The organism is Corynebacterium glyciniphilum AJ 3170, from assembly GCF_000626675.1.
Taxonomy (GTDB): Bacteria; Actinomycetota; Actinomycetes; order Mycobacteriales; family Mycobacteriaceae; genus Corynebacterium; species Corynebacterium glyciniphilum.
Genome location: NZ_CP006842.1, coordinates 1,762,938 through 1,785,802, shown reverse-complemented (window position 1 = coordinate 1,785,802; position 22,865 = coordinate 1,762,938). Strand labels below are relative to the sequence as shown.

Genomic DNA, 22,865 nt, shown 5'->3' with positions numbered 1-22,865 from the left:
GTTGAACAAACCCCCAGTTCGCACTCTGCGGCGCGTCGGCAGGCCGCCTGTTCAGACCTGCGGGAACTCTCCCGACGCATCCTCGACGGCCCGCCGCAGATCCCCAACATCCGGGCCCGCTGAGAGCACTGACCGCGAGATATTGGGGCTGGCCCACTTCTCGGCCCCGCCGGCGATCCGGCGGATGTCATCCGCCGCCCCGCCCTGGGCGCCGACGCCGGGCATCAGGACGATGCCGCCGACGTCGGTCAGATCCGGTGGCTCTGCCACGGTCGCGCCGACGACCACGCCGACATTCCCGCCGCCGGGGTGTACCGCGTTGTGCTCAGCTGCCCAGTCAACGACGGTCTGTGCCACGCTGCGTCCGCCGGCGGTGGCCAGGGTCTGGAACTGCGGTCCCTCAGGGTTCGAGGTCGCCGAGAGTACGATCACTCCCCTGCCGGTGGCGTCACCGGCCTCCACCGCCGGTGACAGGGAGTCGAGGCCGAGGTACGGCGACACGGTGACGGCATCGGCACACAGCGGTGAGTCGTCGGACAACCATGCCTGGGCGTACCCCGCCATCGTCGAACCGATGTCGCCACGCTTGGCGTCGGCGATCACCAGAGTGCCCGCGCGCCGCAGGGCCGCCAGCGCCTGTTCCAGCACGGCGAGACCGGCGGATCCGAAGGCCTCGTAGAAGGCGACCTGAGGTTTGACGGCACAGGCGGTGTCGGCGAAGGCCTCCACGCAGACCCGCGAGAACGCCGCGAGCCCCGACACGTCGACGCTGAGCCCCCAGGACTCGAGGATGCCCGCGTGCGGGTCCATGCCCACACACAGCCGCCCCAGGTCCTGGGAGCGCGCCAGGTAGCGCTCGCCGAAGGTGCCTGTGGTCCCCGAGGACAACCGATTCTCAGTAATTGTCATGGTTGACGTCCTGGATGGCCCGCACCACCGTCGTCGACCCCTTCAGCGCCTCGATGCCCTGGACGGCGGCGACGGCACCCTGCACTGTGGTGACGCAGGAGACACCCTGGCGTACGGCGGCGGCACGGATGTCGTAGCCGTCTCCCCGGGCTGCGGCGGTGCTGGCCGGAGTGTTGAGGATGAAGTCGATGGAGCCCTCGTCGATGAGATCGACGACCGAGCGCTTACCCGCCTGGGCGGTACCGGACTCGATATCGGTCTGCTTTGCCACGACCTCACACTCCAGTCCGTTACGCCGCAGCATCGCCGCGGTGCCCTCGGTGGCGACCAGATCGAAACCGAGGGACGCCAGGCGCTGGATCGGCAGGATCATAGTCCGCTTGTCGCGGTTGGCGACCGAGACGAACACCCGTCCGCTGGTCGGCAGGGAGCCGGTGGCGGCCTCCTGTGACTTGGCGAAGGCGGTGCCGAAGTCGGAGTCCAGGCCCATGACCTCACCGGTGGACTTCATCTCCGGGCTGAGCAGGCTGTCGAGCATCTCGCCCTCGGGACTGCGGAAGCGGTTGAAGGGCATGACCGCCTCCTTGACCGCGATGGGATGACCCAGCGGCAGCGAACCGCCGTCGCGGTCCCCGGGGATCAGCCCTTCGGCGATCAGTTCCCGGATCGGGGTGCCGGTCATGATGCGTGAGGCGGCCTTGGCCAACGGCACGCCGGTGGCCTTGGACACGAAGGGGACCGTGCGTGATGCACGCGGGTTGGCCTCGATGACGTAGAGGACATCGTCCTTCAGCGCGAACTGGATGTTCATCAGGCCCTTGACACCGATGCCGTGGGCCAGTGCGGTGGTGGAGCGGCGCACGTTCGCGATGTCGCCCTCCCCCAGTGTCATCGGTGGCAGGGCGCATGCGGAGTCGCCGGAGTGGATGCCGGCCTCCTCGATGTGCTCCATCACGCCGGCGAGGTAGACCTCGTCGCCGTCGCACAGGGCGTCGACGTCGATCTCGATGGCGTTGTCGAGGAACCGGTCGACCAGCACCGGGTGGTCCGAGGTGATCTCGGTCGCGCGGTCGATGTAGTCCTCCAGGGAGGTTTCGTCATAGACGATCTCCATGCCCCGGCCGCCCAGCACGTAGGACGGGCGGACCAGTACCGGGTAACCGATACGGGAGGCGACGCCGCGCGCCTCAGCGAAAGTGGTGGCGGTGCCGAAGGCCGGGGCGGGGAGACCGGCCTTCTCCAGTACGGTGCCGAACTCGCCACGGTCCTCGGCGAGGTTGATCGCCTCGGAGGTCGTGCCGATCACCGGGACACCGGCATCGGTGAGACGCTGCGCCAGACCCAGCGGGGTCTGCCCGCCGAGCTGGACGATCACGCCTGCCACGGTGCCGGACTGGGTCTCTGCATGATAGACCTCCATGACGTCCTCGAAGGTCAGCGGCTCGAAGTAGAGGCGGTCGGCGGTGTCGTAGTCGGTGGAGACGGTCTCCGGGTTGCAGTTGACCATCACGGTCTCGTAACCCACCCGGGACAGCTCCAGGGCGGCGTGCACGCAGGAGTAGTCGAACTCGATGCCCTGGCCGATGCGGTTCGGGCCGGAGCCCAGGATGATGATCTTGTCGCGGTCGCGCTGCTCGGCGACCTCGGACTCCGCCTCCGGGTCCATCTCGTAGGCGGAGTAGTGGTACGGGGTCTGGGCCTCGAACTCCGCGGCGCAGGTGTCCACGGTCTTGAACACCGGCCGGATCCCCAGCGACCAGCGCAGGGAGCGCACGCCGTCCTCGCCGGCCAGTTCGGGACGCAGTGCGGCGATCTGGGCATCCGACAGGCCCAGGTACTTCGCCTCGCGCAGCAGCTCCTCGGAGAGCACCGGGGCGTCCTCAAGCTCGGCACGGAAGTCGACCAGTGCCTTGAGTTCGTGCAGGAACCACGGGTCTACGCCGACCGAGGCACGGTGGACCTGGTCCACGGTGGCGCCGAGGCGCAGCGCGAGCTCCATGTCGTACATCCGGCCCTCAGTGGGACGGCCAAGGTCGTCCAGGACGGCGGCCAGGTCGGTGGCCCGGTCGCCGGCGAAGTACTCGTCGCTGGTGGTCCAGAACCCGGCAGGCCTGGTCTCCAGGGAGCGCAACACCTTGTTCAGGGCGGCGATGTAGTTGCGTCCCACCGACATGGCCTCGCCTACGGCCTTCATGGTGGTGGTGAGGGTGTCGTCGGCACCCGGGAACTTCTCGAAGGCGAAGCGCGGGGCCTTGACGATCACGTAGTCCAGGGTCGGCTCGAACGCGGCCGGGGTGACCTGGGTGATGTCGTTGCGCAGCTCGTCGAGGGTGTAGCCGATGGCCAGCAGAGCCGCGATCTTGGCGATCGGGAAGCCGGTGGCCTTGGAGGCCAGGGCCGAGGAACGCGAGACACGCGGGTTCATCTCGATGGTGATCAGGCGGCCGTCCTCGGGGTTGACGGCGAACTGGATGTTGCAGCCACCGGTGTCGACACCGACGGCGCGCAGGATGGCGATACCCTGGTCCCGCATGATCTGGTACTCACGGTCAGTCAGCGTCATTGAGGGCGCGACGGTCATCGAGTCACCGGTGTGCACGCCGAGGGCGTCGACGTTCTCGATGGAGCAGATGACCACGGCATTGTCATCACCGTCGCGCATGAGCTCGAGCTCGTACTCCTTCCATCCGAGGATGGACTCCTCGATGAGGACGTTGGCCTCCGGGGAGGCGGCCAGTCCGCCGCCGGCGATACGGTCGAGGTCCTCGTAGGTGAACGCCAGGCCGGAGCCCAGCCCGCCCATGGTGAAGGAAGGCCGCACCACGACGGGCAGGCCCAGCTCGGCAACGGCGTCGTGGACCTCGTCCATGTCGTGGCACACTGCGGAGCGTGCCGAGTCGCCGCCGATGGAGGCGACGATGTCCTTGAACTTCTGGCGGTCCTCACCGCGCTCGATGGCGTCGATGTCGGCACCGATGAGCTCGACGTCGTACTTGTCGAGGATGCCGGCGCGGTCGAGCTGGATGGCAGCGTTCAGCGCGGTCTGTCCACCGAGAGTGGCCAGCACGGCGTCGACCGGGTGGCCGGCCTCCTTCTCCGCGGCGAAGATCTTCTCGATGTACTCGGGCTGGATCGGCTCGATGTAGGTGTGGTCAGCGAACTCCGGGTCGGTCATAATCGTGGCCGGGTTGGAGTTGATCAGCGAGACGCGGAGGCCCTCGGCCTTCAGTGCGCGGCAGGCCTGGGTGCCGGAGTAGTCGAACTCACAGGCCTGGCCGATGACGATCGGGCCGGAGCCGATGACGAGGACGTGGTTGATGTCGGTGCGCTTCGGCATTTAGTTGTTCCCTTCCATCAGTTCGATGAACTGGTCGAACAGCGGATTGGCGTCGTGAGGACCGGCGGCGGCCTCGGGGTGGTACTGGACGGAGAAGGCGAGACCGTTGTCGAGGGCGACACCCTCGACACAGTCGTCGTTGAGGCAGGTGTGGGTGACCTGGGCGGTGCCGAAGTCGGTGTCGAAAGGCTCACCGGCGCGGCCGCTCAACGCGAACCCGTGGTTCTGCGAGGTGATGTCGATCTTCCCGGTGAGGTGGTTGAGCACCGGCACGTTGATACCGCGGTGACCGAACTTCAGCTTGTAGGTGTCCATGCCCAGCGCGCGGCCCAGGATCTGGTTGCCGAAGCAGATGCCGAACAGCGGGATCTTCTTCCCCAGCACGGTGCGGACCTGCTCGACCATGACGTCGGCGGTGGCGGGGTCTCCGGGGCCATTGGAGATGAACACGCCGTCCGGGTTGTACTGCTCGATCAGCGGCTCGACCGGGCTGTTGGCGGGCACGACAACGGTGCGGATCCCGCGGGCGACGAAGTTGCGCGGGGTGTTGGTCTTGATGCCCATGTCATAGGCCAGCACGGTGAAGCGGGGTCCTGACCCGTGCTGGTCCCCGCCCTCGGGTTCCAGCACGTAGGTCTCGTCGGTGGAGACCTCGCTGGCCAGGTCGGCCCCAGCCATGGACTGCTGGGCGTTGACTTCGGCGACGAGTTCCTCGACGGGGCGTGCGGCGTCCTCCCCGCTGAACACGCCCGCGGCGACGGAGCCTTTGTCGCGGAGGTGGCGCACGATCGCGCGGGTGTCGACCCCCTGGATGCCGATAACACCCTGCTTCTCCATCTCCTCGGGCAGGCTGCGGGCCGCGCGCCAGTTGGACACGGTGTGTGACAGGTCGCGGATGACGAGTCCGGCGACCCAGATGCGGTCGCCGTGGGACTCTCCGTCCTCGTCATTCCACCCGGTGTTGCCGATCTGCGGGGCGGTGGCCACCACGATCTGCCGGTGGTACGACGGGTCCGTCATCGTCTCCTGGTAGCCGGTCATGCCGGTGGTGAAGACAGCTTCACCGAGGGTGGTGCCGGTGGCACCGAATGCCCGGCCACGGAACACCCGTCCGTCGCCGAGCACCAGCAGCGCGGGGGTGCGGGAGGAAGTCACAGCAGTACTCTTCTCTGTCGTATTATCGGTCATTTGTCGCTCACCTGGCCGTAGCGGCAGGTCACCCGGCCACGCAGCAGCGTGGTGGTGACCTTCACGGGCAGGTCCATTCCCTCGTAGGGGGTGTTGGAGGATTTCGAGGCCATCTCATCGCCGTGGGCGGTCCAGCTGTGCCCGGGGTCGACCACGCACAGGTTCGCCGGTTCGCCGACCGCCACCGGGCGGCCGTGGCCCGGCAACCGGAGGATCTCGGCGGGCCGTTCGGACATCACCCGCGCCACGAACCGCCAGTCCTGGCGTTCCTGGTCCTCCGGTGGGTCGGTGACGAACAGCTGGGCGATGATCGCCAGCGAAGTCTCCAGGCCGAGCATTCCGGGACGTGCCTTGTCGAACTCGCAGCATTTCTCCTCGGAACCATGGGGGGCGTGGTCGGTGGCCACACAGTCCACAGTTCCGTCGATCAGCGCTGTGCGCAGGGCCAGGGTGTCGCGGGTCTCGCGCAGCGGCGGATTAACCCGGTAGTGGCCGTCGTAGGTCTCCAGCTTCTCATCGGTGAGGATGAGATGGTGCGGGGTGACCTCGGCGGACAGCGGGATGTCATGATCGCGGGCCCAGCTGAGCAACTCCACCGTGCCTTCGGTGGAGGCGTGGCAGATGTGCAGGCGTCCGCCGTAGTCGCGGGCCAGCAGGGCGTCACGGATCACGATCGACTCTTCGGCGACCCGCGGCCAGCCTCGCAGGCCCAGGCGCGCGGCGGCCTCACCCTCGTGGGCGACGGCACCCTCGGTGAGGCGGGGCTCCTCGCAGTGCTGGGCGAGCAAGACATCCAGCCCGCCGGCGTACTCGACGGCTCGGCGCATCAGGCGGGGGTCGTCAACGCATTTGCCGTCGTCGGAGAACATGCGGACCTTCGCATCCGAGTCGGCCATCATGCCGAACTCGGTGAGCTCCTGGCCCTTGAGTCCGCGGCTGATGGAGCCGACCGGGTGCACGTCACACAGGTTCTTCTGCTGGCCCTTGAGCCAGACCATCTCGGCGATGGCGGGGGTGTCCGTCACCGGGTCGGTGTTGGCCATGGTGAATACGGCGGTGAAACCACCACGGGCCGCGGCGGCCGAGCCGGTGGCGATCGTCTCGGTGTCTTCACGGCCCGGCTCGCGCAGGTGCACGTGCATGTCGACCAGGCCCGGCAGCAGCACCTGGCCGTCGAGTTCCAGCACGTCGGCCCCGTCGGCTGGGTCGATGGTACCGGCGGCTGCGATCTCGACGATAACGCCGCCGCGGACCAGGACGTCCTGTGCATCGCCTTCGCCATAGGGCAGGACGCCGCGCAGCAGCACCTCGCCCTCGGCGGCCGGGTGCAGGGCACCTGTGGCCGGGTAGTCGTTCACGTTCTTCTCCTCCGGTGTGGGTGTTATCGTCATCGGTGGTCCCCCGATGCACTGGATATACCGGCGGCACTGCTGGTGCTGTCGGTGCTGTCGGTACCGACCAGCAGGGTGAACAGTGCGGCCATGCGCACGTGCACGCCGGCGGTGACCTGGTCGAGGACCACGGTCTGGGGCGCATCGGCCACGGAATCGTTGATCTCCATGCCGCGCAGCATCGGACCGGGGTGCAGAACAATCGCGCCGTCCTTCAGCGCATCCAGACGGGCCCTGGACAACCCGTAACGGGTCGCGTATTCGCGGTGCGAGGGGAAGAATCCTCCGTCCATGCGCTCAGCCTGGACCCGCAGCATCATCACGGCGTCAGCACCGGCGATCGCCTCGTCCATGTCGTGACTGATTCGGACCGTGCCCGTGGCGGGGGCGCCGGGGCCACCGGTACTGGGGTTGATCCAGTGCTCGATTCCAGGAGCCAGCAGCGTGCGTGGTGCCACGAATGTGACGTCGACGCCGAGGGCGGTGAGCAGCAGCGCATTCGACCGGGCCACGCGGGAATGCAGGATGTCACCGACGATCACGACGTGGCTTCCCTCAAGCGTGCCGAGCTTGTTGCGCAGGGTCACCGCGTCGAGCAGTGCCTGGGTGGGATGCTCGTGGGAGCCGTCGCCGGCGTTGAGCACGCTGATCCCCTCACGTCCCTGGCCGACCCAGTTGGCGACCTGACGTGCCGCGCCGGAGGACGGGTGGCGCATGATGATCGCGTCCGCACCGACGGCGCGCAGGGTCAGGGCGGTGTCCTTGAGCGACTCCCCCTTCTTCACCGACGACGACGACGCCGAGATGTTGATGACGTCAGCGCTCATCCACTTGCCGGCCGTCTCGAAGCTCGACCGGGTGCGGGTGGAGTTCTCGTAGAACAAGGTGAACACCGTGCGACCGCGCAGCGTCGGCAGCTTCTTGACCTCACGGTCACGCAGGGAGTCGGCGAACCGGTCCGCTTCGTCCAACAGCAGCGTGATCTCGGAGGCGTCGAGGTCGGCGATACTCAGCAGATGTTTCATGCGTGGTCTCCTTCGGGCGCCGTGTCTGCCGGGCGTAGGAGCTCCACGCAGTCGGCACCGTCGATCTCGGCGAGGGAGACACGGACATCTTCACTGGTGGAGGTGGGGATGTTCTTGCCCACGTAGTCGGCCCGGATCGGCAGTTCCCGGTGGCCGCGGTCAACCAGGACCGCGAGCTGGACAATGTGAGCCCGCCCCACGTCCTGCAGAGCGTCCAGCGCGGCGCGGATCGTGCGGCCCGAAAACAGGACGTCGTCGACCAGGATGACGGTTGCTCCGTCGATACCGTCGCGCGGGACACTGGTGGGTTTGAGAGCGCGGTGCGGCGACGAGGTCAGATCATCGCGGTAGAGCGTCGCATCCACGGACCCGTGGAAGACGCTGACGTCGCTGAACTCCTCGATACGGGCCGCCAGTCGCGCCGCCAAGGGCACGCCCCCCGACGGGATCCCCAGGAGCACGACCCGGTCTGAGCCGGGCGCATCCAACGCTGTCTTCTCGATGATCTGGTGCGCGATGCGTGCAACAGTACGACCGACGTCGTCCGCGCCCATGAGGGCGACGGTGGTGCCGTCGGAATGCTGTGTGCTCATCGTGACCTCCTTCCCCGCCTCACTGGACGGATCGTTAAAGGTGGTCGGAGCCGACCGGGAGCCGGATCCATGTTCCGTGCCGAAGTTTAGCACGGTCGGGGCATCACTTCTCCCCCGTCTCCCCCGTTTCATCTGGGGTCCCGGGTGTCTCTTCGACGATGCCGTCGATCAACGAGTCTGCCTTGGCGCGTTCGGCATCCTGCGCCCGCTTCGCTTCGGCAGCGTCCTGTTCAGCCTGTGCTGCGGCACTCGCCTCATCAGCGAGGCGCTTGTCCCGGGCGATGCCGTCCAGGACGGCGTTGACGTAGCCGGGTGCCTTGTCGTGGGAGTACTCCGAGGCGAGTTCGATCCCTTCCTTCAGCGCGACCCGGGCCGGGACCTCGTCGTTGTAGAGGAGCTCCCAGGCCGACACCCGCAGCACCGCGCGGTCGACCGCAGGAAGTCGTTCCAGGCGCCAGGTACTGCTCAGGTGCGCAGCAATCGCCTCGTCGATCTCGTCGAGCGCCGAAGCCACCCCGGGTACGATCCGGGCAGCATACTCCGGAACTGGTTTGACCTGGTTCGACTCGTCCCTGGCCAGTTCGACACGATCCTCCACGATCTCGACGGGGTCGATATCGCGGAACTCCGCCTCAAAGAGGATGTCGACGGCTCGCTGACGGGCCTTGTAGCGGGCCCCGTGGCGGCGATAAGACTCGCCGGATTCTCTGTCTGCCATGAGGTCTAGTTGTTGACGCGGGAGAGGTACTCGCCGGTACGGGTGTCGACCTTCACGACATTGCCGGTCTCCAGGAACAGCGGCACCTGGATCTCGGCGCCGGTCTCCAGTGTCGCCGGCTTGCTGCCGCCGGTGGAGCGGTCGCCCTGCAGGCCGGGGTCGGTGTGCTCGATGGCCAGGTCGACGGACACCGGCAGCTCACCGAAGAGGATCTCGCCGTCGTGGAAGGACAGCTGGACGCGCATGTTCTCCAGCAGGAACCGGCCGGCGTCGCCGAACTTGGCGGAGGGCACCTCGAACTGCTCGAAGTCCTTGTCGTCCATGACCACGAAGTTCTCGCCGTCGTGGTACAGGTAGGTCATGTCACGGCGGTCCACGGTGGCGGTCTCGACCTTGACACCGGCGTTGAAGGTCTTGTCGAGGGTCTTGCCGGAGACGACGTCCTTGAGCTTCGTCCGGACGAAAGCAGGGCCCTTGCCCGGCTTGACGTGCTGGAACTCAATGATCTGCTGCAGCTTGTTGTCGATCTTCAGCACGAGACCGTTCTTGAAATCCGCGGTTGTCGCCACGTGTATGCTCCCTGGATATCTTGGTTGGGGTGGTCAGCCGAACAGTCTAGCAGCCTGCTGCTAGACCACCTGTAACGCGGTGGATGAGGGATTGACCGACTCCGCACCCTGAGCCGTGACAATATAGGTGTCTTCGATGCGCAGGCCCGTCCGCCCCGGGAGATAGACTCCCGGCTCAATCGTCAGGGTCATCGACTCCGCCAGCGTCTTGTCCCGGGGGGTGCGGGAGGCGGCATACGGTGCCTCATGCACGTCAAGCCCCACACCGTGTCCGGTGGAGTGGACGAAGTACTCGCCGTACCCGGCTTCGTCGATGATGTCCCGACAGACCTTGTCAACATCGAACAAGCCGGCGCCGGGGCGCACCGCCTTCACGCCGGCGCTGAAGGAACGGTGGACCAGGTCATAGAGTTCGGAGGACAGCGAGTCCGGCTCCCCGACACACACCGTACGGGTCTGGTCCGACGCGTAGCCATCCAACCAAACCCCGAAATCCACGGTGACCAGGCCCGGGACGATGACCTCGCGGGACACCCCGGCGTGGGGCTTGGCGGCGTTGACGCCGGAAGCCAGAATCGTGTCGAAGCTCAGCCCGTCCGCGCCGGCCGAGCGCAGCCGGTGCTCCAGATCCGCGGCCGCCTCGATTTCAGTGATTCCCTCGCGGATGCCGCCAGCGGCGATGAACTCGGAGAACACAGAATCCGCCAGGTGTCCCGCCTCGCGCAGCGCCTCGAGTTCGGCGGCGTCCTTAACCAGGCGGGCAGCCTCGACGGCTCCCTCGAGTATCGGAGGGTCCCCCAGCTCGCGCGCAGCAGCGACCGCCAATCCCGGTTCGACGGCGAATCCTGCAGTCCCGGCGACAGAGCGGAGTTCGCCGAGCAGGTCACGGGTGATCCGGATGTCCACCCCGGGTGCCCCGGACGTCTCCTGCCGTACCTGGGTGTCATACCGGCCGTCGGTGGCTACGGTGAGGCCGGCATCCGTATCGAGGAGCAGAGCGGCATTGGAGCCACTGAACCCGGTGAGATAGCGGACGTTCTTCAGGTCGGTGACCAGAATATACTTGTGACCTGCGGCGGAGAGGGTTTCGGCGACGGCCTGACGGCGGCTGAGGAAGTCTATCATACTCCCCAGGCTACGCCCTGCTACTCTCCTGTCGTGCAAGATAGTCCATCGCCATGGAGTACCCCTGCGCACCGAGACCGGCGATCACACCGCGGGCGATCGGTGAGAGGTAACTGTGGTGCCGGAAAGCCTCGCGGGCGTGGATGTTGGAGAGGTGGACCTCCACGAAGCCGGGTCCGTCTGCTACCTCGGCGAGAGCATCGCGCAGTGCGACAGAGGTGTGAGTCAACCCACCGGGGTTGATGATTACCGCGTCACCATCGTCGGCTGCCTGGTGGACCCGGTCGATCAACGCTCCCTCGTGGTTGGACTGCAGAAAATCGATGTCCACGCCGAGGCGCCTGGCGTCCTTCCGGAGATCTTCTTCAATGTCATCGAGGGTCGTCGACCCGTAGATCTCGGGCTGGCGGCGGCCAAGGCGGTTGAGGTTCGGGCCATTGAGGACGACGATGCGCATGGTGGTGTTCCTGTTCTACTGGTGGTTGTCAGGGGTGGTGTTCAGGTAGGCGGCGGTGAGGTCGTCCTGCGACGGATCGACGACTGTCTGGGGGACGTAGGAGCCACTGTTGTCGCTGACGACGACGACCCTGAGACTACCGTCCTTATTCTTCTTGTCCCGGGCCATGACCTCGGCCAGCTCCTCCAGTGATGCATTGCCGTAGCTGGTGGGCAGACCCACGCTCTGCAGGATGCGCCGGTGCTGGTTGACGGCCTCCCCGCTGAGCAGGCCGGCGGCATGGGAGAGTTCCGCCTCGAAGACCATGCCCACGGCGACAGCGTGGCCGTGCCGCCACCGGTAGTTCTCGTGCTGCTCTACGGCGTGGCCGTAGGTGTGACCGTAGTTCAGGATCTCGCGCAGTGAAGACTCACGGAGATCCTGCCCCACCACATCCGCCTTCACGGTGATGGCGGCCTCAATGAGTTCCGGAAGAGTGCCGTGGGGGTCGCAGGCGGCAGCCGGATCCGACTCGTAGAGATCGAGGATGCGACTGTCGCGGATGAAGCCAGCCTTGATGATCTCCGCGCTACCTGCGACGATCTCGGGGTGTGGAAGCGTCTCGAGTACATCCAGGTCGACGAGGACAGCCGACGGTTCGTGGAACGCGCCGACGAGGTTCTTGCCTGCGGCGGTGTTGATGCCGGTCTTTCCACCGACCGCGGCGTCGACCATAGCCAGCAGAGTCGTCGGATACTGGACGACGCGGATCCCGCGCATCCACGTCGCCGCGATGAACCCGGCCAGATCCGTGGTCGCCCCGCCACCCACACCGACGATGACGTCCTGGCGGGAGAGCCCTGCATCGGCACAGATGTCCCAGCAGGCTGCAGCCCCCTCGACCGTCTTGGCTGCTTCGGCATCCGGAGTTTCGTACAGGACCGGCTCGATGCCAGCGCCGCGCACGCTGTCGGCGACGCGGCCTGCGAGTTCGACCAGCGGCGGCTGGTGCAGGATCACCGCACGGCGTGCACCGGGGACGCTGTCGGCCACCGCCCCCGTCAAATCACGGCCGATGATGACGTCGTAGGGGTGGTCCGTGGCGACGTGCACGGTACGGGTCATCGGTGCTTTCACAGCTGTGTCTCCTGCTCCGGATCGTAGGCATCGTGGTTGCCGTGGACACCGATGAGGGCGAGGACGTCGGCCACGGTGTGGCGCGGCGTCCGTCCGTCGGCGTCGACGATGTGCGTGGCGACCTCCCGGTATAGTTCCTCGCGTTGGGTGAGGATCTCCCGGTACCTTTCGGCCGGGTCCTCCCCGTCTGCGGCAGCGAGGACCGGCCGGGTGGCCAGATGCGCGGTACGCCGCGTGCCCTCCTCGGCGGAGACCCGCAGGTAGACGACGAGGTGGTCGGCCAGTAGACGACGTGTCGCCGCTGACAGGACGGCACCACCACCGAGGGACACGACGCCGTCGGACGCCAGTGCCTGGGCGACGTAGATCTCTTCACGCCGCCGGAACTCCGGTTCCCCGAGCAGGGTGAACAGCTCACCGCAGGACATGCTGTTGTCGCGCTCGAGCAGCGTGTCCGAGTCAACCACCCCACAGCGCAGTACCTCGCCGAGGGCGTGCCCGACGGTGCTCTTTCCTGCACCAGGCGGGCCGACCAGGACAACCCGGGGTGCCGTGGTTCCAGTGTTGGCAGTCATCTACACGTCTCCCCAGGTCAGGCGCTTGTCCACGTCGTCGAGGTAGGACAGGTAGTTGCGGCGGGTCTCGGCGACACTGTCGCCGCCGAACTTGTCGAGTACCGCGCGGGCCAGCACGAGGGCCACCATGGATTCGGCGACGACTCCCGCGGCCGGCACGGCACAGACATCGGAGCGTTGGTGGATGCCGGTGGCGGGACGCCCGTCGTCCATATCGACCGTCGCCAGGGCCCGCGGCACCGTAGAGATCGGTTTCATCGCAGCACGGACGCGCAGCTGTTCGCCGTTCGTCATCCCACCCTCGAGACCCCCGGCCCGGTTGGTCCGACGCGACACCCCGGAACTGTTGTCGACCCGGTCGATCTCGTCGTGCGCCTCCGAGCCCCGACGGCGCGCTTCATCGAATCCGTCACCGATCTCCACGCCCTTGATGGCCTGGATACTCATGACCGCCTGGGCCAGCTGGCCGTCGAGACGTCCGTCCCAACTGACATGGGAGCCCAGACCGATGGGGAGACCAGAGACGACCACCTCGACGACACCGCCGAGGGTGTCCCCGGACTTTCGGGCGGCCTCGATCTCGGCGATCATCGACTTCTCGTGGCCGTCGCCGTGCACGGTGAACGCCCGAACCGGTGAGCCGTCCACCGCATCAAGATCGGCCGGGGCCGGCGGGGGCCCGGTGTAGGTCTCTGACGGGCCGATCGACAGGACGTGACTGACGACCTCAGCGCCGGTGACCTCACGCAACAGGGCACGGGCGAAAGTTCCGGCGGCCACCCGGGCGGCGGTCTCTCGGGCGCTGGAGCGTTCCAGGACCGGACGGGCCTCGTCGTGTCCGTACTTCACCATGCCGGAGAAGTCCGCGTGACCGGGACGCGGGCGGGTCAGCCGGGCGCCACGGCCCGAATCCATCTCCTTGACCACGGCCTCATCAGACATGTCGACCGGGTCGGCGGACATGATCGTGGTCCACTTCGGCCACTCAGTGTTCCCGATCATCACCGCGACCGGTGAGCCGATGGTCAGGCCGTGCCGCACACCGCCGAGGAACGTCACCTCGTCCGCTTCAAACTTCATCCGGGCGCCGCGGCCGTAGCCGAGGCGCCGTCGAGCGAGTTGCCGGGACACCTCGGCACGGGTGACTGGCACCCCGGCCGGAATGTCCTCGACAACGGAAACAAGGGCCTGGCCGTGCGATTCCCCGGCAGTCGTCCATCGAAGCATGCCCTACATTGTCGCATGATCACCGGACCGGCGTCACCACACCCCACTGTTTATGACCCCGGTCACCACCGCCGTAGCGACGAGCATCCCCGGTCCGTGCGGCAGAGCTGAGGTCCGGACCGGCGGGATCAGGGCGAACAGCAGCGTCACCGCCGATGCGACGGCGACGGTGACTGCAAGGCCCACTGTTCCTCCGACGGCGGTAGCGACCGCCCCGAGGCTGAGCGCGAGCTTCGCGTCGCCGCCGCCGGCACGGAGCCGGGGAGAAAACAGTCCGGGCAACACGCACAGCAGAAACCACGCGATTCCGCCGAGAACAGCCCAGCCGTATCCGAGGAGCAGGACCCCCGCCCACGCCACCGGCACCGCCGGCAAAGTCAACCGGTCCGGCAATCTCCGGAACCGGATGTCCTGCACGATCAGCGTGCCCGCCCACGCCAGAACGATCAATCCCCCGATGACCCCCACCTGCAGCTAACTCCCTGCGTCCGCCGTGTCCCCCGGCTGTGCCTCCACGGTGCGTCGGTGCGCCCGCAACAGCCGGTACATCCCTTCGGTCGACGGCGTCTCCCCGGTGAACTGTCGGAACTGCTCTACACCCTGCCCGGCGAGCATCAGCAGTCCGTCTGACACCGGGCGCCCGGCACTCCGGGCCGCGAGCATCAACGGTGTCGGGTACGGATCGTAGATCACGTCGACGACCGCAGCCGCCGCCGCCAGGTGCTCGGCCACGGCGGACGCGCCGGCTGCGGGGATGGTGGAGATCAGCGCATCGGCGGACGCACATACGTCGCCCAGGCGGTCGTCATCCAGGCGCAGCCAGTCGAAACTCATGCCGTAGGACTCCACCAGGTTCTGCAGGTTCAGTGCGCGCTCGGACCGGGCCAGTACAGTGACCGACGTGAAGCCCTCCGCGGCCAACGCGGCGACGGCCGGGCGTGCCGTGCCGCCGTTCCCCACGACCACCCCTCGTCCTGCCCCCGCAGCGCGGTCCTCGTCGAGCACGGCGCGCAGACAGGCTGAGAGACCGTCGACATCGGTGTTGTCGGCCAGCCACGTTCCGGTCAGCTGCCCCTCGGCGTCGCGTACCGGGACGAGAGTGTTGGCGCTGCCGATGAGGGCGGCACGGTCGGTGACATTGTCGGCCAGGTCATGGGCGGCAGATTTGCCGGGCATGGTCACCGAGAATCCCCGTACGCAAGCGGGCGACTGCTGCATCAGTCGGCGGACCTCGGAGGGTTCGCCGGCGTCGACCCGGACATAGACCAGGGACTCGTTGCCGAGCATTGCGGCACTGCCCAGGTGGATCACCGGTGAGAGCGAGTGCCCCACCGGTCGTCCGAGCACGGCGCACAGCTGGGCCACGGGCCCGTCCGGCGCGTCGGCCTGCTGCTGAAGCTCGGTCGCGAGGGAGAGGAACTCCTCCACGCTGTACACCTCAGCCGCGTCATTCCCGGTTTCGCTCACCATGGTCTCATCCACCTCAGTTGCCTCAGTCGTCCGTGCTCTTACAGTCTGTGTCTACCGTGCGCTGTCCAGCACACCGTTGCGCCGCGATTCTTCGATCGCCGCTTCATGGTCGGAGAACGACCGGTTGAATACCGTGCGCCCGTCCGTGTCCACGGTCACGAAGTACAGCCAGTCGCCCTCGGCCGGGTGCTCCACCGCCTGCAGAGCGGTGATGCCGGGCGAGGCGATCGGCGTATCCGGCAACCCCTTCTTCGCGTAGGTGTTCCAGGGGGTGTCTCGGCCGCGGTCTTCGTCCGTGGTCGCGACTTCCTGGGCGGCGACATCGTAGTTGACCGTCGAATCGAACTCGAGCTGCTGGTCCTCGTCCAACCGGTTGAGGATCACCCGGGCCACCTTGTCGAAGTCGCCTTCCGGCGCTTCGCGCTCGATCAGCGAGGCGGCCGTGACCATCTCGTACGGGGTGAGTCCCACACCTTCCGAGGCTTCGAGCAGTCCTGTGCCCTCGTAGACCTCGGCGGAATCCTCCAGCAGCGAGGTCAGGATCTCCTGCGGTCCGGCGGTCGGGTCAAACAGGTGCACACCCGGGGAGATAAGTCCCTCGATGCGACGCGGGTCGTCGCCACGGGCCTCAACGTTGTCGACGGCCCACTCCGGGACCCCCAGTTCCGCGGCCGGGGTGCTCGCGATGGTTTCGCGCAGAGCGTCGACGCTGACGCAGTCCTCCAGCCCGTCCGTCAAACCCTCCCGACAGGAGTTGTCGGCGATGGAGGTGAAGATGCCGTCACGGGTCTCCCCTCCCACCACGGTGATGTCCTCGAGGGTGAGGCCGGTCGGAATGTCGATGACACCGAGACGTCGTTCATCGTCGGTGAGCGCGTTCATGGCGGCGTCCGCGGACATCTTCTGCTGGAGTGCGTAGTAGCCGGCCTCCAGACCGCGGTTCTCTCCGTGCTGCTCGGCCTCATCGGCGGCACTGAGCATTGCCGACCTCGAACCGACGACATCATCTTCCAGTAGCTTCGGGATCAGGCCGGAGACCGTGTCTCCCTCGTCCACTCGGATAAGGACCGCGTTACCGTTACCCTCGCCCTCGTAGTCGCGGGTACCCACTACTTCGCGCTGGTAATAGACGTAAGCCACGACAAAGACGAGCAGGAGGACCAGTGCGAGGCTGATGGCTATCGACCACTGTCTGCGACGGCGGTACCTGGGTTCGGTCCTGATCTTTCGAGGCAAGGTTCACTCCCACGTCTCTACTGTGTGTACAAGGTGTCAAAACGTCATGAAAACACTATTGCGCGTCATTCTCGCATGAGATGGCCGAAGTTCATTGATCGGACACCCGTTTACGGGCGGTTCGGGCATCAAGCCACCCCTGGAGGATATGCACCGCAGCCGCCTGGTCGATGCGTGAGCGCCCCTTGCGTTCACTGACTCCGGAGGCGCGCATCGCGCCGGTCGCGGCGACAGTGGACATCCGCTCGTCGACCAGACGGACCGGGATACCGTCCAGTGCCTCCTGCAGCGCGGCCGCGTAGTTCTCGGCCCGGATGGTACTCTCCGTCTTCCGCGAACGCAGCGTCACCGGTAGTCCGACGACCACCTCCACCACGAAGTTCTGCTCAACGAGTTCCAGGACCCGATCAAACTCGGAGCCCGGACGTCTGCCGCTGCCCTTCTCTGCGGCGACGGTTTCCAGCGGCGTCGCGAGGATACCGTCAGGGTCCGACAGCGCCACCCCGATACGCACGGTGCCCACGTCGAGGCCGAGACGACGCCCCCGACCGGCATCGTCGTCGCCGGGACGCTCCGGGACAGCCATCACCTGGCGCCGGACAGGGCCGATTCGACATGCGGACGAACGGCCGCAACCGCCGCGTCGATGCCCGACACGTCACTGCCGGAGCCCTGCGCCATCGACGGCTTTCCGCCGCCGCGACCACCCACCAGTGGGCCGATCGCCTTGACGACCTCGCCGGCGGACAGTCCCCGCGCAACGGCGGCGTCCGTGACCGCGGCGATGAACGGCACCTTGCCCGACTCCGGGTCGGCTGAGGCGAAGACTACGACCGCCTCGTCCGAGCCGAACCGTGCCTTGGCGTCATTGGCGATCGTCCGCAGATCTCCTCCGGCGATCCCGTCGGCCACGCGAGCTGCGACAACACGGACACCGTCGACCGTGACAGCCTGCATCACGTAGTCGCCCACCCTGGCGGTGAGCTCGGCGGTACGGAACTGGTTGATCCGCTTCTCGGCCGCCTGCAGTCGCTCACTGATCTGGGCGAAACGCTCCGGAAGATCCTCGGAGGTGACCTTCAGACGGGAGGCCAGCGAACCCGCCACGGCGTTCTGGCCTGCCAGGTAACGCATCGAGTCCATACCGGTGTAGGCCTCGATACGACGTGTCCCCGACCCCACCGATGATTCGCCGAGGATCGTGACCGGGCCCACCTGGGAGGAGTGGTCGACGTGGATACCTCCACACAGCTCCATGGAGAACGGTCCGCCGATCTCGACGACCCGGACCCGTGACCCGTAGTTCTCACCGAACAAGGCCATCGCGCCCATGGCCTTCGCTTCGTCGAGGCTGGTCTCGATCGTGTTCACCGTGTAGTCGGTGTCCACGGCCTCATTGGAGATGTCCTGGATCCGACGCAACTGGTCGGAGGTGAGCTGGGTGCCGTACGTGAAGTCGAAACGCAGGTATCCCGGCTTGTTCATGGAACCGGCCTGCACTGCGGTCGGTCCCAGCACATCGCGGAGTGCCGCGTGGATGAGGTGCGTTCCCGAGTGTGCCTGGCGCGCGGCGTGACGCCAGGCGTGGTCGACATGGGCGGCGACGGTGTCGCCCACGGCAAGTTCACCGCCGGTGACGTTGACCCGGTGCAGAGAGACCTTGCGTCCGGTCTTCTGCACGTCGAGGACCTGGGCGAGACCACCGGGACCGGTGAGGGTACCGCGGTCGGCCATCTGGCCACCGGACTCGGCGTAGAAGGGGGTGCGGTCCAGGATGACCTCGACCTCACTGCCTTCCGGTGCACGGTCCACGAGCTGGCCGCCCGACACCAGGCCCAGAATATGGGCCTCCGCATCAGTGGTGTCGTACCCCAGGAACACCGTCGGGTGGTTGTCGACGAAGGAGCGGTACACGGACACGTCGGCGTGGACCTGCTTCTTCGCACGACTGTCGGCCTTGGCCCGCGCACGCTGTTCGGCCATACGGGTGTCGAAACCGTCCTTGTCGACCGTGAGACCGGCCTCCGACGCCATCTCGATCGTCAGGTCGATCGGGAATCCGTGGGTGTCGTGCAGCACGAAAGCAGCGTCGCCACCCAACTCAGTCCCGCCGGTAGCCTTGACCTTGGCGGCAGCGTCCTCAAACAGGCGGGTGCCTGACTCCAGGGTCTTGAGGAAGGCGGTTTCCTCACCGACGGCGACCGCGCGGATACGCTCCCAGTTTTCGGTGATCTCGGGGTAGGACGGAGTCATGGTGCTGCGTACGGTGTCCATGAACTTCTCCATGGTGGCGCCCGTGGCGCCGAGGAGCCGGGCCGACCGGATGATGCGGCGCAGGAGGCGACGGAGAATGTAGCCGCGGCCCTCATTGCCCGGGGTCACGCCGTCGAGGATCAGCATGAGTGCGGTACGGCTGTGGTCGGCGATGACGCGGAAACGCACGTCCTCGACGGAATTCTCGACCCGACCGTAGACCGAGCCGGTGACGTGCTCCGCGACCTGGATGACCGGCGCGAGAAGATCGGTCTCGTACACGTTCTCCACCCCCTGGAGGATGCAGGCCACACGCTCGATTCCCATGCCGGTGTCAATGTTCTTCTGGGGCAGCTCACCGACCGGCTCGAACCCCTCCTTGGGACTCTTGTCACCGCGGATGTCCTGCATGAACACCAGGTTCCAGATCTCGATGAACCGGTTCTCGTCCGCGGCCGGGCCACCGTCGACACCGTACTCCGGACCACGGTCGTAGAAGATCTCGGAACATGGTCCACCGGGACCGGGCACCCCCATGTCCCAGTAGTTGTCCTCTCCGCCACGGCGCTGGATACGCTCTTCGGGAACCCCGATGTCCTCGTGCCAGATCCTGGCGGCTTCGTCGTCGGTCCGGTAGACAGTGGGCCACAGACGGTCGGGGTCCATACCGAACCCGCCCTCGGCGACGGGATTGGTCAGCAGGTCCCAGGCGAAGCGGATGACCTCGCGCTTGAAGTAGTCACCGAAGGAGAAGTTCCCGGCCATCTGGAAGAACGTGTTGTGGCGGGTGGTGATCCCGACCTCCTCGATGTCCAGGGTGCGCACGCACTTCTGGATCGAGGTCGCCCGCGACGACGACGGCGTCTGCTCGCCGAGGAAGTAAGGCTTGAACGGGACCATGCCGGCGTTGACGAACAGCAGGTTCGGGTCGTCCAGGATCAGCGAGGCGCTGGGAACCTCGGTGTGACCTTGCTTCACGAAATGATTGAGGAATCGCTCGCGGATCTCATGAGTCTGCACAGTTACGGAACCTTCTTGATAGCTGGATCGTCGGCACGGTGTCTTAACCGGAAACAGTCTACCCGTTACCCCGCACAATCCCGCGAAGGGTCTCCAACCGTGCACTGAGGGTGTGCTCACGGCCATGGTCGGTCGGTTCGTAGTACCGTGCCCCGGCGAGATCGTCCGGCAGATAGTCCTGCCGGAGGACCCCCCGGGGGTCATCGTGCGGGTAGCGGTAGCCGACGGCGTTACCCAGTGCTTCCGCCCCCGAGTAATGACCGTCCCGAAGGTGCGGCGGAACCACGGAACCCCGGCCATCACGGACATCGGCCAGAGCGGCGTCGATGCCCCGGATCACTGAGTTCGACTTCGCCGCAGTGGCGATGTGCACTGCGGCCTGCGCCAGGGGGATCCGCCCTTCCGGCATGCCGATGAAACTCACCGCCTGGTGGGCGGCGACAGCTACCTGCAGCGCCGACGGATCAGCCATCCCGACGTCCTCGGACGCGTGGATCACCAGTCGGCGGGCAATGAACCGGGGGTCCTCCCCAGCGTCGATCATGCGTGCCAGGTAGTGCAGGGCGGCATCGGGGTCCGAGCCACGTAACGACTTCACGAAGGCACTGGTGATGTCGTAGTGCTGGTCGCCGTCCCTGTCGTACCGGGCTACGGCACGGTCGGTGGAGGCCCGGACATCCTCGGCGGTGAGAACCTCACGGTCCCCGATCCCTTCGACCGCAGCTTCCAGATAGGTCAGTCCGCGTCGGGCGTCTCCGGCGGCGAGGGCCGCAAGAAGGGCACGGGCATCATCCTCGAGAGTGACCGCTCCGTCGTAACCTCGGGGATCGGCCGCCGCCCGGGAGAGCAGAATGGCGATGTCCTCGTCCTGCAACGGTCGGAGCTGGACCAGAAGTGAGCGGGACAACAACGGCGCCACCACCGAGAAACTCGGGTTCTCTGTGGTTGCCGCCACCAGCAGGACAGTCCTGTTCTCCACTGCCCCCAACAGCGCGTCCTGCTGGGTCTTCGAGAAACGGTGCACCTCGTCGATGAACAGCACCGTCGACTCCCCGTGGCTCAGGAGGCGTCGGGCATTGTCGATGACCGAGCGCACCTCCTTCACCCCGGCATTTAAGGCGGACAGCGCCTCGAACCGGCGGCCGGACGCACCGGCCACCAGCGAGGCCACTGTGGTCTTGCCCGTCCCGGGAGGGCCGTAGAGGATAACGGACGAGTCGCCGCGGCCGTCGATGAGACGACGCAACGGCGAATTGTCCCCGAGTACATGGGACTGGCCGACGACCTCGTCCAGCGAACGCGGGCGCATCCGGACCGCCAGCGGAGCATGCGCCCCCGGGTGGAAGTAGGAATCCGCCGACCGGGTCGGCATAGGCTCGCCACCGACACCCGCGGCTGGGACGTCGAAGAGGCTGTCGTCTCCGTTCATGACGCCGGCCGGCTCTAGCGGATCTGCGGCTGGGCCCCGAGCTTGGCCAGGGTGGTCAGCAGCTCGGCGGCGAAGTCGCGGACCGCGGCGAACCGCTCGTCCACCTGGTTTCGGTCAGCGAAACGACGCACCGCCTCCACCGTCGTAGCAAGATCGGAGAGATGCTCACTCGGCATGTGGTCGAGGCGGCGTACCCCCTCGGCGGCGGAACCGGAGGTCTCGATGACCGCGAGTGTGCCGTGGTAGAGCAGGGACAGGCTCATCAGTGCCCAGCCCACCAGAGAGGCCATCAATGCCTTCTCCAGTCGACCTTCCTCACGTACCGCAGGCCAGACCACCGATACCTCAGTCGACCAGGACTCGATGAACTCACGGAGCTCCTCGGAGTCCAGCAACGGAGTGGTGATGTCGTGAGGGAAGCCGGCGATCACGCAGGCGACGTCCGAGACAATGTCGCGGAACCCCGCCCACTCGTAGTCCAGGAAGACCACGGTGTCGGCGAGCATGATGTTGTCGGGAGTCAGGTCAAACGGGGTGAATGCCTGCACCCGGGTACGGGACTGACGCTGACCGGCCTCGTGCGCGAACTCCTCAACGGTGGGATCGACAGTGACTCCGCTGCGGCGAAGCAGGTCAAGGCCCTGCTCAACCAGTGCGACGACGTCGACGTCGCGGTCGGTCACCCGGGACGCGGGAAGATTGTGCCTCGAGTGCTGGCGGCGGTTGAGTGTGTCGAAGGCAGCCTGGCCGTCGGCGGTCGCCACGTGCATCCGGCCCAGGGCGCGACCCAGCTTGCGCAGTGCGGCGGCCCGCTCCATCTCATCGTCCATCGTGAGGATATCGGAGTAATTACGTCCGTCACCTGAATCCGAGAGCACCATGATGCGGTCATCGATGTCGTGGGCGAGCAACTGCGGCCCGGGTCGGTGTTCCTCCGCGAGGGTATTGGTGTACTGGTACGCCACGACCTCGCGGATCATCGCGGAGATGGCTTCGGCGTCCGCGTCACCTCGTTCGCCGTTGTCGCCCGACGCCACCGGCGGCAGTTGCTTGATGACGACCGTCCGCTCCTGGAGGAACGGGTTCGGCGAGACCTTTACCCGGATGACCAGGGAATCCCCACTGCCCCCGAGATTCTCCGGGTGTGTCAGCTCGGGGGTTCCGCCAAAACGGCTCCCCAGCAGGTGTGCGGCACTGTCCAGTGCGTCATCGATGCTCAGCACGTCA

20 protein-coding genes are annotated in these 22,865 nt (G+C 66.7%); all 20 read right to left on the bottom strand.

All coding sequences use genetic code 11. The features are described 5' to 3' along the window. Nucleotides 1-51 precede the first annotated feature (51 nt). A complete protein-coding gene (gene pyrF, locus CGLY_RS08400; protein WP_174411418.1) occupies nucleotides 52-909 on the bottom strand; it encodes an orotidine-5'-phosphate decarboxylase in 858 nt (285 codons plus the stop codon). Continuing rightward, entirely contained in the window at nucleotides 896-4,246 is a 3,351-nt protein-coding gene (gene carB, locus CGLY_RS08395; RefSeq protein WP_038548488.1) for a carbamoyl-phosphate synthase large subunit, read from the bottom strand. The genes pyrF and carB overlap by 14 nt, the downstream gene beginning before the upstream one ends. Next, nucleotides 4,247-5,434 carry a glutamine-hydrolyzing carbamoyl-phosphate synthase small subunit gene (carA, locus tag CGLY_RS08390; protein WP_052539913.1) on the bottom strand — a complete coding sequence of 396 codons (1,188 nt, stop codon included), beginning with the start codon at nucleotides 5,432-5,434 and terminating at the stop codon, nucleotides 4,247-4,249. Beyond that, on the bottom strand, nucleotides 5,431-6,825 hold the full coding sequence (locus tag CGLY_RS08385) for a dihydroorotase (RefSeq protein ID WP_052539911.1): 1,395 nt from the start codon (nucleotides 6,823-6,825) through the stop codon (nucleotides 5,431-5,433). The genes carA and CGLY_RS08385 overlap by 4 nt, the downstream gene beginning before the upstream one ends. After that, nucleotides 6,822-7,850 carry an aspartate carbamoyltransferase catalytic subunit gene (locus CGLY_RS08380; RefSeq protein ID WP_052539909.1) on the bottom strand — a complete coding sequence of 343 codons (1,029 nt, stop codon included), beginning with the start codon at nucleotides 7,848-7,850 and terminating at the stop codon, nucleotides 6,822-6,824. Before CGLY_RS08380 ends, CGLY_RS08385 begins: the two co-directional genes overlap by 4 nt. Further along, nucleotides 7,847-8,443: a bifunctional pyr operon transcriptional regulator/uracil phosphoribosyltransferase PyrR gene (pyrR, locus tag CGLY_RS08375; RefSeq protein WP_038548486.1), complete on the bottom strand. Its 597-nt coding sequence runs from the start codon at nucleotides 8,441-8,443 to the stop codon at nucleotides 7,847-7,849. Before pyrR ends, CGLY_RS08380 begins: the two co-directional genes overlap by 4 nt. A 103-nt stretch (nucleotides 8,444-8,546) precedes the next feature. After that, the gene (nusB, locus tag CGLY_RS08370) at nucleotides 8,547-9,161 is read right to left on the bottom strand and encodes a transcription antitermination factor NusB (protein WP_038548483.1); all 615 of its coding nucleotides are present in this window, start codon (nucleotides 9,159-9,161) and stop codon (nucleotides 8,547-8,549) included. A 5-nt stretch (nucleotides 9,162-9,166) separates the two neighbouring features. Further along, a complete protein-coding gene (efp, locus tag CGLY_RS08365; RefSeq protein WP_038548480.1) occupies nucleotides 9,167-9,730 on the bottom strand; it encodes an elongation factor P in 564 nt (187 codons plus the stop codon). 60 nt (nucleotides 9,731-9,790) lie between these two features. Beyond that, nucleotides 9,791-10,855: a M24 family metallopeptidase gene (locus tag CGLY_RS08360; protein WP_052539906.1), complete on the bottom strand. Its 1,065-nt coding sequence runs from the start codon at nucleotides 10,853-10,855 to the stop codon at nucleotides 9,791-9,793. 10 nt (nucleotides 10,856-10,865) lie between these two features. Then, entirely contained in the window at nucleotides 10,866-11,312 is a 447-nt protein-coding gene (gene aroQ / locus CGLY_RS08355) for a type II 3-dehydroquinate dehydratase (protein ID WP_038548477.1), read from the bottom strand. Nucleotides 11,313-11,327: 15 nt separating this feature from the next. Continuing rightward, nucleotides 11,328-12,428 carry a 3-dehydroquinate synthase gene (gene aroB / locus CGLY_RS08350; RefSeq protein WP_407080787.1) on the bottom strand — a complete coding sequence of 367 codons (1,101 nt, stop codon included), beginning with the start codon at nucleotides 12,426-12,428 and terminating at the stop codon, nucleotides 11,328-11,330. After that, nucleotides 12,425-13,003 carry a shikimate kinase gene (locus tag CGLY_RS08345; protein ID WP_052539904.1) on the bottom strand — a complete coding sequence of 193 codons (579 nt, stop codon included), beginning with the start codon at nucleotides 13,001-13,003 and terminating at the stop codon, nucleotides 12,425-12,427. The genes aroB and CGLY_RS08345 overlap by 4 nt, the downstream gene beginning before the upstream one ends. Then, a complete protein-coding gene (gene aroC, locus CGLY_RS08340; RefSeq protein WP_038548474.1) occupies nucleotides 13,004-14,230 on the bottom strand; it encodes a chorismate synthase in 1,227 nt (408 codons plus the stop codon). 33 nt (nucleotides 14,231-14,263) lie between these two features. Beyond that, a complete protein-coding gene (locus tag CGLY_RS08335; protein WP_227590223.1) occupies nucleotides 14,264-14,698 on the bottom strand; it encodes a prepilin peptidase in 435 nt (144 codons plus the stop codon). Between the two features lie 6 nt (nucleotides 14,699-14,704). Continuing rightward, on the bottom strand, nucleotides 14,705-15,697 hold the full coding sequence (locus CGLY_RS08330; RefSeq protein ID WP_227590222.1) for a shikimate dehydrogenase: 993 nt from the start codon (nucleotides 15,695-15,697) through the stop codon (nucleotides 14,705-14,707). 54 nt (nucleotides 15,698-15,751) lie between these two features. After that, complete coding sequence (mltG, locus tag CGLY_RS08325) at nucleotides 15,752-16,936, bottom strand: endolytic transglycosylase MltG (RefSeq protein WP_038548471.1); 1,185 nt, start codon at nucleotides 16,934-16,936, stop codon at nucleotides 15,752-15,754. Nucleotides 16,937-17,027: 91 nt separating this feature from the next. Continuing rightward, on the bottom strand, nucleotides 17,028-17,522 hold the full coding sequence (gene ruvX, locus CGLY_RS08320) for a Holliday junction resolvase RuvX (protein WP_038548468.1): 495 nt from the start codon (nucleotides 17,520-17,522) through the stop codon (nucleotides 17,028-17,030). Continuing rightward, nucleotides 17,522-20,209, bottom strand: coding sequence for an alanine--tRNA ligase (gene alaS, locus CGLY_RS08315; RefSeq protein WP_038548465.1), 2,688 nt, complete (start codon nucleotides 20,207-20,209; stop codon nucleotides 17,522-17,524). The genes ruvX and alaS overlap by 1 nt, the downstream gene beginning before the upstream one ends. 58 nt (nucleotides 20,210-20,267) lie before the next feature. Continuing rightward, entirely contained in the window at nucleotides 20,268-21,638 is a 1,371-nt protein-coding gene (locus tag CGLY_RS08310; RefSeq protein ID WP_081803839.1) for a replication-associated recombination protein A, read from the bottom strand. A gap of 14 nt (nucleotides 21,639-21,652) precedes the next feature. Then, complete coding sequence (locus tag CGLY_RS08305; RefSeq protein WP_038552051.1) at nucleotides 21,653-22,861, bottom strand: phosphotransferase; 1,209 nt, start codon at nucleotides 22,859-22,861, stop codon at nucleotides 21,653-21,655. Nucleotides 22,862-22,865 lie beyond the last annotated feature (4 nt).

Coding starts and splice junctions, on each gene's coding strand:
- pyrF (WP_174411418.1), bottom strand. CDS start 909: ATGACAATTACTGAGAATCGGTTGTCCTCGGGGACCACAGGCACCTTC.
- carB (WP_038548488.1), bottom strand. CDS start 4,246: ATGCCGAAGCGCACCGACATCAACCACGTCCTCGTCATCGGCTCCGGC.
- carA (WP_052539913.1), bottom strand. CDS start 5,434: ATGACCGATAATACGACAGAGAAGAGTACTGCTGTGACTTCCTCCCGC.
- CGLY_RS08385 (WP_052539911.1), bottom strand. CDS start 6,825: ATGACGATAACACCCACACCGGAGGAGAAGAACGTGAACGACTACCCG.
- CGLY_RS08380 (WP_052539909.1), bottom strand. CDS start 7,850: ATGAAACATCTGCTGAGTATCGCCGACCTCGACGCCTCCGAGATCACG.
- pyrR (WP_038548486.1), bottom strand. CDS start 8,443: ATGAGCACACAGCATTCCGACGGCACCACCGTCGCCCTCATGGGCGCG.
- nusB (WP_038548483.1), bottom strand. CDS start 9,161: ATGGCAGACAGAGAATCCGGCGAGTCTTATCGCCGCCACGGGGCCCGC.
- CGLY_RS08360 (WP_052539906.1), bottom strand. CDS start 10,855: ATGATAGACTTCCTCAGCCGCCGTCAGGCCGTCGCCGAAACCCTCTCC.
- aroQ (WP_038548477.1), bottom strand. CDS start 11,312: ATGCGCATCGTCGTCCTCAATGGCCCGAACCTCAACCGCCTTGGCCGC.
- CGLY_RS08345 (WP_052539904.1), bottom strand. CDS start 13,003: ATGACTGCCAACACTGGAACCACGGCACCCCGGGTTGTCCTGGTCGGC.
- aroC (WP_038548474.1), bottom strand. CDS start 14,230: ATGCTTCGATGGACGACTGCCGGGGAATCGCACGGCCAGGCCCTTGTT.
- ruvX (WP_038548468.1), bottom strand. CDS start 17,522: ATGGCTGTCCCGGAGCGTCCCGGCGACGACGATGCCGGTCGGGGGCGT.
- CGLY_RS08310 (WP_081803839.1), bottom strand. CDS start 21,638: ATGAACGGAGACGACAGCCTCTTCGACGTCCCAGCCGCGGGTGTCGGT.